The organism is Pseudobutyrivibrio sp. (assembly GCF_015057185.1).
GTDB lineage: Bacteria > Bacillota > Clostridia > Lachnospirales > Lachnospiraceae > Pseudobutyrivibrio.
Window position 1 is genome coordinate 1 of sequence record NZ_SVEV01000001.1, and the last position, 13004, is coordinate 13004.

General features: G+C 36.0%; 12 protein-coding genes and 1 pseudogene. All 13 read left to right on the plus strand.

Annotation, left to right across the window (positions count from 1 at the left end):
* A pseudogene (locus tag E7276_RS00005) lies at positions 1-272 on the plus strand (hypothetical protein); the annotation flags it as partial.
* Between the two features lie 44 nt (positions 273-316).
* Positions 317-1006, plus strand: coding sequence for a response regulator transcription factor (locus tag E7276_RS00010; RefSeq protein ID WP_294212232.1), 690 nt, complete (start codon positions 317-319; stop codon positions 1004-1006).
* A 121-nt stretch (positions 1007-1127) separates the two neighbouring features.
* Positions 1128-2495, plus strand: a complete 1368-nt coding sequence (locus E7276_RS00015; RefSeq protein ID WP_294212234.1) for a sensor histidine kinase — start codon at positions 1128-1130, stop codon at positions 2493-2495.
* Between the two features lie 83 nt (positions 2496-2578).
* A complete protein-coding gene (locus tag E7276_RS00020) occupies positions 2579-3334 on the plus strand; it encodes a hypothetical protein (RefSeq protein ID WP_294212235.1) in 756 nt (251 codons plus the stop codon).
* Between the two features lie 34 nt (positions 3335-3368).
* The gene (locus E7276_RS00025; RefSeq protein ID WP_294212237.1) at positions 3369-4292 is read left to right on the plus strand and encodes a chemotaxis protein; all 924 of its coding nucleotides are present in this window, start codon (positions 3369-3371) and stop codon (positions 4290-4292) included.
* A gap of 73 nt (positions 4293-4365) precedes the next feature.
* A complete protein-coding gene (locus E7276_RS00030; RefSeq protein ID WP_294212239.1) occupies positions 4366-6231 on the plus strand; it encodes a hypothetical protein in 1866 nt (621 codons plus the stop codon).
* Positions 6228-6833 carry an imidazole glycerol phosphate synthase subunit HisH gene (gene hisH / locus E7276_RS00035; RefSeq protein WP_294212240.1) on the plus strand — a complete coding sequence of 202 codons (606 nt, stop codon included), beginning with the start codon at positions 6228-6230 and terminating at the stop codon, positions 6831-6833. The genes E7276_RS00030 and hisH overlap by 4 nt, the downstream gene beginning before the upstream one ends.
* A gap of 44 nt (positions 6834-6877) precedes the next feature.
* Positions 6878-7639 (plus strand): imidazole glycerol phosphate synthase subunit HisF, encoded by a 762-nt coding sequence (gene hisF / locus E7276_RS00040; protein ID WP_294212241.1) that lies wholly within the window; start codon positions 6878-6880, stop codon positions 7637-7639.
* Between the two features lie 157 nt (positions 7640-7796).
* Positions 7797-8327 carry a hypothetical protein gene (locus E7276_RS00045; RefSeq protein WP_294212242.1) on the plus strand — a complete coding sequence of 177 codons (531 nt, stop codon included), beginning with the start codon at positions 7797-7799 and terminating at the stop codon, positions 8325-8327.
* Positions 8328-8376: 49 nt separating this feature from the next.
* Positions 8377-9468: a tetratricopeptide repeat protein gene (locus E7276_RS00050; protein ID WP_294212243.1), complete on the plus strand. Its 1092-nt coding sequence runs from the start codon at positions 8377-8379 to the stop codon at positions 9466-9468.
* Between the two features lie 141 nt (positions 9469-9609).
* Positions 9610-11004: a tetratricopeptide repeat protein gene (locus E7276_RS00055; RefSeq protein WP_294212244.1), complete on the plus strand. Its 1395-nt coding sequence runs from the start codon at positions 9610-9612 to the stop codon at positions 11002-11004.
* A 140-nt stretch (positions 11005-11144) separates the two neighbouring features.
* The gene (locus E7276_RS00060; RefSeq protein WP_294212246.1) at positions 11145-11921 is read left to right on the plus strand and encodes a hypothetical protein; all 777 of its coding nucleotides are present in this window, start codon (positions 11145-11147) and stop codon (positions 11919-11921) included.
* A gap of 217 nt (positions 11922-12138) precedes the next feature.
* A complete protein-coding gene (locus E7276_RS00065) occupies positions 12139-12852 on the plus strand; it encodes an IMP cyclohydrolase (protein WP_294212247.1) in 714 nt (237 codons plus the stop codon).
* Positions 12853-13004 lie beyond the last annotated feature (152 nt).

Consider the following 13004-nt stretch of genomic DNA (forward strand, 5'->3'; position numbering starts at 1 on the left):
AAAAAGAATCTAAAGCAGATGCAGATTCTTGCAAGCAGCAGATTAAGAGGCTAAAGATAATCAATACGATTTTGATTATTATATCTGCAACATTACTTCTTTGTGTTTTAGGAATGTTTTATATCAGTTCAACGATTAATAGCCCTAATATTATGAACTACAAAGAGACTATTACTGACGAGTATTCTCAATGGAAGCAAGAGCTTGAGGAAAAAGAAGCTGAGCTTAAGGAGAGGGAACGAGCTCTTGAAGAAAGAGAGTCAGGTCAGTGATATAAATTGCAACTAATAACATATTCAAGGATGGGGTTGGTGTTATGTCGAAAAACAAAATTCTTGTGGCTGATGATGAGAGCCGAATGAGAAAGCTCATCAAAGACTATTTAGTAAGAGAGGACTACGAGGTCGTAGAAGCTGAAAATGGAGAACAGGCACTAGATATATTCTATATGGACAGTGACATTTCGCTTATTATATTGGATGTAATGATGCCAAAGGTTGATGGTTTCGCTGTTTTAAAAGAAATTCGAGAAACATCATCAATTCCTGTATTGATGCTTACTGCTAAGGGCGAAGAGAATGATGTCCTTAATGGCTTTGAGCTTGGAGCGGATGAATATATCAATAAACCATTTTCGCCAAAGATTTTAATGGCTCGTGTTAATGCAGTTCTTAGACGTAGCGTTGATGAGTCATTAGGAAAGAAGGTTGTAGAGGCTGGTGGCATTCAATTAGATGTTGATGCCCATGTAGCTACTAATGATGGAGCACCTGTAGAGCTTTCTGTTAAAGAGTTTGAATTACTGTACTATTTCATTAATAACGAAGGAATTGCTCTTTCTCGAGAGAAAATCCTTAATCATGTATGGGATTATGATTATTTTGGAGATGCGAGAACAATCGATACTCATGTAAAGAAACTTCGTAGCAAGCTTGATGACAAGGGCAACTATATCAAGACTATCTGGGGCATGGGGTATAAGTTTGAAGTCGATGCGAAAGTCTAATATAATAAATCGCCAAATTGTAGGATTGATAGCAGTGATAATTATTACTGCGGTAGTAGTTATCAGCCTGCTAACTTCCTGCTTTTTAGGCGATTATTATTTATATCAAAGAAGAAAAGATATGAGCACGGTTTTTAACCAGCTCTACGAAAAATGTAATAATGGCGCTCTTTATGGAGAGGAAAATGAAAAGGAGTGCGAGTCTCTATTTGACAGATATTCTGTGTCCGTTGTAATTGTAGGATCTAACGGAGAATGTCTTGTAACATCTGATAATGATTCAAATCTGCTTATTGAACAGCTTAATTATTCTATGCTTTCAAAAGACGATTCTGCCAAATTAATAAAACAAACTGATCAGTATGAAATACTAAGTACTAGGTTTCCGCATTTAGAATCAAAATTTTTGATTCTTATTGGTGTGCTTCCTGATGACAATATTGTTTTCATGAGAGTGCCTTATTCAACTATTGTCAAGCTTACAAGATTAACAAATAAGTTTTTCTTTGCTTTGGCATTGTTAGCTGTAGTAGTTTCTATTCTAATAAGCCGTTATGTTGTTTCTAGGTTTACAAAACCGCTGTTTGGAATAATTGATTTGACAAAGAGAATCTCTAACTTTGATTTTGAAGCTAAATATTATCCGCAAAAGATATATAACGAAGTGGATGATTTGGGAGAGCATATCAATGAAATGTCTACCACATTAAAAAGAGCTATTGAGCAGTTGAAAACTGCCAACGATAGCTTAAAGCATGACCTTGAAGTTCGCGAAGAGACAGAGAACATGCGTAAGGAATTTGTATCAAACGTTTCTCATGAGCTAAAGACGCCTATAGCGTTGATTCAAGGATACGCCGAAGGTCTACAAGAAGGCATTATGGATGACGAGAATAGTAGGCAGATTTATTTGGACATCATTATTGATGAGGCTAACAAAATGAATCGACTAGTTAGAGAAATGCTTATTCTTAACCAGCTTGAGGCTGGACAGATGAGCATGGACTTAGTTGATTTCAATGTTACTGACATGATTGATAGTGTAATTGATTCAAATAAAATCAATTTCGAAGCTCAGAATATTTCTTATTCATTTATTAATAAGGAAGAGTGTATTGTTCATGCAGATGAATTCCTGGTTGAGCAGGTAATTACTAATTTCGTAAGCAACGCTATTCATTATGTTTTAAATGAGAATGTTATTACAGTTCGATATGATTTTGTAAAAAAAGGAAAAGTTCGAATTAGTGTATTCAATTCAGGTAACAATATAGGCAAAAAGGATTTGAAGCATATTTGGGAAAAATTCTATAAAGCTGATAAAGCCAGAAGCCGTGAGTATGGCGGAAGCGGTATAGGTCTTTCTGTCGTTAAGGCTATTATGGATTTGTTACATGAAAAATTTGGTGTAGAAAATCTTGAAAATGGTGTTGAATTTTGGTTCGAATTATCTTTAGCAAAAGACACAAAATTCAAACAAAATTCATAGAATTTTCTGATTTTTCACGTTGAACAATACACATATTAATGCTAATATACCATTAATGATTAGTTTATATCTCAGGAGTTGGCATGAAAATTAAAAGAAATTTGCTTTTGATTTGTGTGTTTTGTATTTCGATTATGGTGACCGGTTGTGGAGATCCGTTATTCGTTATGACAGCCGAAGAAGAATCCATAATTACTTTGTATGCCTCAAAAACTGTTTCGAAATTTAATAAAAACCAGAGTACAGGTATTTGTAATGCTAGAGTTAAAACTGGAGAATTAGACGAAGATTACGAAGCAGACGAGGAAACGGAAGAAGAAGTTCCAGAAAATCCTGAAGAAGAAACTCCATTAGATGAAGAAAATCCAGATATGGAGACTGGCACTATAGATGAAGAAATCCCTGATTCTGAGACAGAAGTAGATTCAGAAGAAAGTGGGTATTCATTTACAAATGCAATGGGCATTGATGGTGTAGAGTTTTCTTTTTCTTCATTTGATGTTTCAGATGTTTTCCAAACAAGTGCTTATGCAACAAACAAAGTTAATGGAAAGAAATATGTAGTTTTACATATTGATGCAGTTAACAATTCTGGTTCATCGGTTGATTTTTCAACTATTTCAGATAGAACCTACAGCCTTTCTATTGGTGAGGAAAAGGCAGAGGTTGTTTATGTTCCAGTTTCAAATAATTTAGATACTTATGATGGCGTCATGAAGTCAGGGGCAGAAAAATCATTTGTTCTTGTATTTTTATTTAGTGAGTCATCATTAGAAAATATGTCATCCCTTGAACTTTTTGTTACAAGTGATGGAACAACAAGAGGGACAACAATATAAATCATTTTGATTTATAAATTGAGAGGAGATTTGCATGGATACTAATATTTTATTGGAATCGGGCACTAATGAACTTGAAGTCCTCGAGTTCAAAGTTGGCAAGAATTTCTATGGAATTAACGTTGCCAAGATTAGGGAGATTTTGTTGTACCAACAGGTGACTCCATTGCCTAATGCTCACCCTTGTATTGAAGGAATCTTCATGCCTAGAGATATTATGATTTCTGTTATTTCTCTTCGCAAATGCTTAAATATTACAGATGAACCTGAAAATGATGGCTTATTTATCATTACAAACTTTAATAGTTTGAATACAGCCTTTCATGTGGATGAGGTTCTTGGTATCCATCGTGTTTCCTGGGAAGATATTATTAAACCAGATGCAACAATCAGTTCAGATGAATCCGGCGTTTCTACTGGTGTAATTAAATTAGAGGATCGCTTGGTTGTTATTCTTGACTTCGAAAAAATCGTTACAGATATTAACCCTGAGACTGGTCTTAAGGTTTCAGAAATGGATGATTATGAGTCTCGTGATAGAAGTAAATCACCTATTTTACTTTGCGAGGATTCGCCACTTCTTTCAAAACTTATTGTGGAGTGCTTGAAGAAGGCTGGTTATACAAATCTTATTGTAAATATGAATGGTCAAGAGGGCTGGGACAAGCTTGTTGAGCTCCATAAGAAGGGCACTGTTCTTCAAGATGTTCACCTTATCATTACTGATATTGAGATGCCTCTAATGGATGGTCATAGACTTTGTAAGTTAGTAAAAGAGAATGAGACAATGAAGAACATTCCGCTCATCATTTTCTCTTCACTTATTAATGATGAAATTAGAAGAAAGGGCGAGAGCTTAGGTGCTGATGCTCAGCTTACAAAGCCAGAAATTGGTAAATTGATTTCCGTTGTTGATGAACTTGTAGCTAAATACGAGGCCGCTCGTGCCGGTAATTAGTAAATTTTAAACTTTAGGGGTATGCTAAGCATGCCCCTTTATTTGAATTAAGAGATATAGGGGGAAGCAGGGAATGTCTAGTTCTGAGGACTATCTTGATGGACTACTTAATTCAATAAATAAAGCTAAGACAGATGCTACTCAAGTAGAGGAAAAGGTTGAGACTGCCCAACAGAAAATCATTGATACTAGAAAAGCAATTTCTCCTGATGATGATTTTTTTGCTGCTACTGGAATAGACTCAAAATCTGTTAATAGAAAAAGCTCGCATCCTTACCTCAGGAAGGTACTTTCTGAGGAGGATTTTTTGCGTCGTTTTGAAGAAGAATTGGATATGGACGACCCAGATGTTTTTATTAGCGAGTTTGAACAAGAGATTGATGAAGAAGAGCGCATTTTTCAGGAAACTGGTGAGGTGCCACAGTCGGAAAACGTGGTAGATGCGCTTTTGGATAATATAGAAAATGCAGTGGTTGACGCTACTCAAAAGCTAGATGAGGCTCCTAAAGCAGAACCAAAGGCTACAGCAGAACTTAAACCAGAGCCGATAGCTGAGCCAGAGGCTGATGTATTGCCAGAGGCTACTGAAGAAACTACAGAAGAACCAGAAACGGCCTCAGAAGGCGGTGAAATGGATTTATCCTCAGATGAGCCATTGTCGCTGCCTGAGGACGATGATATTGATTTATCAGAATTTTTACAAGAAGATGATGAAGGTGAAAAAACTGAGCCTCAAGAGGAGACTGCTGATGATGACTTTGGATTCTCTCTTGATGATGCAACAAGTGAAATAGAAGAAGAACCCCTTGATGATTCATTAAAGGAATTTATGCCGGATGAAATGGATGCATTAGACGAAGTTGAATTCGGTGATGGGGAAGAGCCAAATCTTTCAGGTGAGGATGATTTAGACTTAGAAAACATTCTCGATGGAGAAGACGAGGATTTACTTGATATACAATCTCTATTAAATGGAGATGAAGAAGGGGCTTCTGAAGGTGCTGATATAGACGAATCTGCAGAAGCAAATACAGAGGATGATTCCTCTGATGATGGCGGCAAAAAGGGCAAAAAGAAAAAGGAAAAGAAGAAAAAAGAAAAGGGTGAAAAGAAGCCAAATCCTTTTGTACAGAAATTATTGCTCCTTATTTTTGGACCTCCAGATGAGGATGAGCTTGCGGAAATGGAGGCTAAAAAGAATCCTCCTGTTACTTATGATGAAGAAGGAAATCCTATAACACCTGAGGATCCTAAAGAGAAAAAGAAGCGAGAAAAAGAGGAAAAGAAGGCCGCTAAAGAAGCAGCTAAGAAAGAAAAGGAAGCAGCTAAGAAAGAGAAAGAGGCAGCAAAGAAAGAGAAGCCTAAAAAGCAGCCTAAGCCTAAAAAGCCTAAAAAAGTTAAGGAACCTGATAATTCTCCTAAAATTCCTATTTCCATTATCCTCACATTTTTGGTATTATCTATATCAATAATTGCTGTTGTTATGGTTGGAATGACTTTTACAGGTCTAAAGCGTGCCATGTCTCAGGCTCAAGAACTCTATGCAGAGGGCGATTACATTGCAGCATATGAGAAGCTTAATGGATATCCTCTTGAGGATGAGGAAGTTACTTTAATGAGAAATCAGGCTAGAACTCTTGCTGATTTGCAACAATGTCAGACTGAGTACGAAACCTTTATTCTCTATAAGCAATACAATTACGCATTAGATTCATTGATAAAAGGTATAGGACGTTACGAAAAATTCAAAGATGATGCTGCAGAATATGGAATTGCAGATCAATATGATTCTTACGGTAACACCCTAATCCAAGAACTACAGGATGAGTTTGGTGTCACTCCTGAGCAGGCTCTTGAGATTTATAATCAGCCAAACAGACATTACTATACTATAGAACTTAGAAAGGTGCTGCGAAGCTTAGGGTTACCAGATTTATGATTGCAATACTAGATTATGATGCAGGAAATATTAAAAGTGTAGAAAAAGCATTCAAAATCCTTGGTAAGGAAACTATCCTTACCAGGGATTTTAGTGTAATTGAAAAAGCCGACCATGTGATTTTGCCAGGGGTCGGCTCTTTTGCTGATGCTATGAACCATTTAAAAAAGTACGAGCTTGACAAGGCCATCAAGGATTATGTTGTTAGTGGACGACCATTTCTTGGCATTTGCCTAGGCTTACAGCTTCTTTTTGATTCTAGTGAAGAATCACCAGGGGTCGAGGGGCTTCATATTCTTGATGGAAAAGTTGTTCGTATTCCGGATGGACCAGGGCTAAAGGTCCCACATATTGGATGGAATTCCCTTGATTTTCCTGGCAAGGGACGTCTCTTTGATGGAATAGATGAGGGGGCATTTGTTTACTTTGTCCATTCATATTATTTGAAGGCAAAGGAAGAGGCTATTGTAAAGGCTACAACTGAGTACGGCTGCCATATTCATGCATCAGTGGAAAAGGATAATGTTTTCGCTTGTCAGTTCCATCCAGAAAAATCTTCAACTGTTGGATTAAAGATACTTGAAAACTTTGCCAACCTTTAATTGGTTTATCGGATTCGTATATACGTATTTTGTAGGAGAGTGTTATGTTTACTAAAAGAATAATCCCATGCTTGGATGTTAAGGATGGTAGAGTTGTAAAGGGCGTTAATTTTGTAGATTTAAGAGATGCAGGTGATCCAGTTGAGATTGCTGCGGCCTATGATAAAGCAGGAGCTGATGAGGTGGTATTCCTAGATATCACAGCTTCTTCAGATCAGAGAAATACTGTTGTTGATATGGTCCGCCGTGTGGCAGAGCAGGTTTTTATTCCATTTACTGTTGGTGGCGGTATTCGTACAGTGGATGATTTTAAGGCGTTGCTTCGTGAAGGTGCAGACAAGATTTCTGTTAATTCTGCTGCAATCGATAATCCTAGACTTATTTCAGATGCTGCTGACAAGTTTGGTAGTCAATGTGTTGTGGTTGCAATTGATGCAAAAAAGAGAGCTGATGGCGGCGGTTTTAATATCTATAAGCATGGCGGTCGTTTGGATTGTGGCATCGATGCAGTAGAGTGGGCACTTCAAGTCGAAAAGCTTGGTGCAGGAGAAATTCTTCTTACTTCTATGGACCAGGATGGCACTAAGGCAGGATTTGATTTAGAGCTTACAAAAGCAATTTCTGAAGCGGTTAATATTCCGGTTATTGCCTCTGGTGGTGCTGGCACTATGGAACATTTCAAGGATGCCCTTACTGTTGGCGGAGCTGATGCAGCACTTGCAGCATCATTGTTCCACTATAAGGAATTAGAGATAATAGATTTAAAGAAATATCTTAGAGATGAAGGTATCCCTGTAAGATTATAATTTTGCTATGAATTGAAGGCTTGGCGAGCAATCGCCAGGCTTTTTTTATATTAATAACGTTATACAAACACAATCTTGACTAATTATATATATATATATAATTATTTTGCTTTTTACTATGTTTTTTATGAAGTATAAGAAAGATGAGGTGTTATGCATGGACGTAGTTAAGTCGATTTTGGGTTATTTTTGGTATATTTTGTGGTACGTAATAGTTGGAAAGTTTTTCTCGGTAATCATTGATTTGGTAATCTTGCTATTAGCAATTGTTGCTATTGGCTCAACTCCAGAGGAATTTAGAACTGGTAATGGTTGGGTTATGGTTGGTATATCTGCAGCTCTATTATTAGTATTTGCTTTATTTACATATTTCAAGCTTGTTAGACCAACTCGGTGCGATAGCTGTTTTTCTTATTTTGCTGTTAAGTGGAATGGAAGAGAGACTATTGGTAGTGAGCAGTCATTCCAAAATGAGAAGACTACAACATATGTAAATCAGACAGTCAGAAAAAAAGTGGACACTGGTACTGTATTTGGTGCTGTTGAAACTGATGTAGATGTAAGTGTCCCTGTTACACAGTCACGTGTTGTAGAGTACAATCAAAAGGTTTATAAGGATAAGTATATCTGCAGATTCTGTGGTGCAACTTCTTACAAAACTTGCAAGGGTTCAAAAAAGAGAGCGTAATGCATAATGTTTAAATCATTTTATTAAATAGTTTTGGAGGAAGAAAAATTTGAGTAAGGGTAAAAGATTAATTCAAAGGGTATTTGCTCTTTGTTTTGTGCTAGTATTAACTGCTTGTGGTGCTTCTAAATTAGAGAAGCAGCTTGATTTAGGCGCGAAGTACTTAGAGGATTTGGATTACGACAATGCTATAGCTGCATACACAGCTGCTATTGATGTTGATCCAGCAAGTATTGATGCTTATGTAGGTTTGGCTAAGGCTTACGAGGAAAAGTCTTTTACTATTGATGACGCAAATGAAAGTCTAGATACATTGCTTTTGGCTTATAATACTGTTAATGATGTATTATCAGATTCAAAGACTGAATATGTTGGAATTAATGAATCATTAGATTCTGTTAATGAATTAAGAAATGATATCGAGATTTCATTCTTAAATGAATATTTCGAAACAATTAAGGATTTATCTTCTAACAAATCACAAGATGAGATAGAAGCATTACAAGAAAAGTATGCTGAATATCTTGATAATTTCAAAGAAGAACCAAAAACTATAGATGAGATAGATATTGATGAAGAATCTAAAAAGGTGTTTGAGGGTTTTTTGAATAATGAAACACCGTTTATTTATCATTCAGGTTTAGTTGATGCTTCATCTGGATACAATTTAGATGAAGTGTTGGCGAATAATACTTCTTATACTTTTGGTGCTATCCTTAGTTGTTTTGATAATTACGATATTAAGACAAATTTTCATGATATTTCGTTTATTGATTGTGGCCTGGATGGCAAATATGAATTGCTGTTAAATATTAATTATAATAAATTTGATGTTTTAAGCTTTGATTATGATAGCTGTGTATTTCACGTTAATCAGATTAATTTGGTATTACAGGTTACCGACAATCAGCTTGAAGTTATTTATATAGGCGAATGTGGTAAGACTCATTTTTATGATGAAGAATATGAATCTGATATGAAGATATACTACAATGGACTTGTATATTGGAACGGTGAAATCGGTGGTTCAGAAATGCCTAGGGATGGATATAGTTTTGGTATTATTGATGCAGATGGAGGATTCTCTACTTTGTATGAGTTTGATGAACTCGATTGGTCAGATTCTAACTATGATGAGTAAATTTTCATAAGGTATATATTGGATATGTGAATTATTATAAGATTCACATATCCTTTTTACGTTAGAAAAATGAGATTGACTGAATTAATTTCTGAGAATATAATGTTTTTACTTTGAGATATGATATATGGAGGTAGAAAATTGAATAGGGTAAAGAAAAGGGCACATATAGTTATTGCGCTGTGTTTAGTGTTAGTTCTTTGCGCATGCGGTGCTTCAAAGCTAGAGAAGCAGCTTGATTTAGGTGCAAAGTATTTAGAAGAGTTGGATTACGACAATGCTATAGCTGCATACACAGCTGCTATTGATGTTGATCCAGCAAGTATTGATGCTTATGTAGGTTTAGCAAAGGCTTATGTTGGTAAAGCTGATTCTTTGGAAGATTATACAGAGAGCCTCGATACAATTCTTTTAGCATATACAACAATCGATGACATGCTTAGTGATTCTAAAACGGAATTTGTTGGAACTGAAGAGACTTTGGATTCTGCAAAAGAACTCAGAACTTCCATTGAAGCTACTTTTGCCAGTCAGTACTTCCAAATTCTATATGATTTAAATACAAATGATGCACATGATGAAATTGAATCATTAAAAGAAAAATATGGCGAAATAGTTGACGAGATTATAGATACTGAAGATCCGAAATCCATAGACGAGATTGATATAGATGATGAATCAAAGCAATTATACAAAGATTTTATAGATGGTAAAAATAGTTTTGTTTATAACTATAAATCTGACGAATTTGGTAATGGATTTTATGATGTTCTCGATGAATATTTGAATAATAATAGTTCATATACACTTAATGATATTATTGACGCATACAAGTCAAATGATTCGTTTACTGTTGGTGATTATCGATATAGCTTTATTGATTGCGGTAAAGACGGTAATTACGAATTATTACTTGAACTTGATTATACAACTGAGGATGAATATTCTAAAGTTTATTATACTGCTTTTATGGTATTTAGAAATAATGGAGGCAATCTTGAATTAAGCTATATTGACGGAAGTAGTGAGCTGCATTATATTTCTGCATTTGGTGATCCAGATGAGGTATGGCCAGATTTAATGCATATATATTACAATGGTCTTGTTTATAATTGGGTTGAGTTTGGCTCTGATATAACGGGTTATAGATATTCTGTTGGATATATCGATGCTGATGGTAAGTATAATCAGTGGTATAATTTTGAAGAGGAATACACAGATTATAACTATGATTTTTCAGAGAATCAAATTACCTTCGCTGATGATGAAGATAATAAGTATTATTATTTAACTAGAGGTTATATAGATATAAAGTCCGATGAATATAATCCAATTCAGCTTGCTGATAATGTAACTATAGATTCTTCTATTGAAAATGCTGAAATGTTTTTAGTAGAGTCTGCCTTGTTAGAGAATAGTCATAACCAAATGGTTTCGCCATCTAATTTCAAATATAATAGTTTTGAAGAGGTTGTGAAATTGATTGAAGATCGACGACAGGATATTGGCTTGACTGACAATATTTATTTTAAATAATTTATTATACAGGGATATGTGATTTAACAAATGCTTCACATATCCCTGTTATTATATTAGTAAGTATAAATATAAGTGTGCATAAGAGGCAAAAACAGTGGAACAAGGATGTTCAGGTTATATTCAAAGGAGTGATGTTTATGTCTTTAACTATTAATTCTTTTGGTAATAATTCTATCTATTCTTTATTTGGCGGGAATTCTGGCAATAGTGTTGGCATGTTTGGCGGCCTTGAGGGTTCCCTTTCAAATTATACCCAGATTAGAAGTGGTTCATTTGGAAAATTAATAAAGTCTTACTATGACAAGTATGATTCTGATGGCAACCTTAAATCAACTGATGGCACAAAAAAGGTTAAGACTGACACAGGAAATTTAGGCGAAATCAGAAATGATACTTCTAAATTAAGCAAGGCTGCTGACAAGCTTTTAGCAAAGGGCAAGGATTCTATCTGGGAGCAAAAAGAAAGCACTGATGCAGATGGTAATGTAACAAAGGAATACGATAAGGATGCCATTGTAAGTGCAGTAAAAAACTTTGCTAGCGCATATAACAATTTGATTGACAGCGGACAAAAGGCAGAGTCTACCGGCATTCTAACTCAAGTTGCAAGTATGGCTACAACCTCAGCAAAGGCTGCGCAGACTCTTGGTAAAGCAGGAATTTCTGTAGATAAGGATGCTCATTTAGTTGTAGATGAAGATTTCTTAAAAAATAAAGCCAACATGACTTATGTTAAGGATTTATTCAATGGAGTTGGAAGCTATGCATACCAGGTTGCAGGCAAAGCTAACATGGCAAATTCCTACGCAAGCACAGACCTTTCAAAAATTACCGGCAGCAAAGCGTATACTAACACGGGTTCTTATAATATTTCCGCAGATGATATCGTAAAGAAGTTTGATCAGACTACATAAAGGTTACTGGCGGCATCGTAAAAGTTGGTAAGCGCGAGTAGGGAAGTATGATGCCGAGCTAGGAGGGAGCCCCGCAGGGGAAAGTTGCCTAGCGAAGGTATGAGGGGTGCCCTACGGGAGCATGAAAAAATTGGCTGCCGCTTTTAGAATTTTGTGTAGACTTATATCGTGGGTTCAGTTACAATAGGTTGCGGAAAATGTAATTAAGGAGGAACCCATGGTAGTTAAATCTTTAGCAAGAGAATTATCAGAAACAAGTTATCCGGGCAGAGGCATTGTCATTGGTAGATCATCAGATGGAACCAAGGCTGTCTCTGCTTATTTTATTATGGGGCGTTCTGAGAATTCTAGAAACAGAGTATTCGTTGAGGAAGGTGAGGGCATTCGCACAGAAGCCTTTGACCCATCGAAGCTTACAGACCCAAGTCTTATTATTTATGCACCGGTTCGTGTGCTTGGCAATGACACCATTGTCACAAACGGTGATCAGACTGACACTATTTATGAGTACATGAAGGCAGGAGAGACCTTCGAACAGACACTTCGCAGACGTGAGTTTGAGCCAGATGGTCCAAATTTCACTCCTCGTATTTCAGGTCTTCTTCATGTTGAGAATGGAGAGTTCTCTTATTTAATGTCTATTCTTAAATCTAACATGGGTGATTCAGATTCTTGTAACAGATACACCTTTGATTATTCTAATCCTAAGGCCGGTTCAGGTCGCTTTATTCACACTTATATGAATGATGGAAATCCACTTCCTTCTTTTGAAGGGGAACCAACACCAATTGAAATATCTGGCGACATTGATGAGTTTACAAACATGATTTGGACTAACCTTAACGAAGATAATAAGGTTTCATTGTTCGTTCGTTACATCGACATAGCAACAGGAAAATATGAAACACGTATCGTAAACAAGAATAAATAACTGAGGTAAGAGCGAAACCCTTTTAATAGTTATTAGTTCATACATTTGCACGTAAATTATTAGATTGAATAATTCTGTAACTATCAAGCTCTTGGTGTTGCGCAACGAGACGTATCAGGCGAGTGGAGCAATATCCAAGGCTTGAGAGTGTA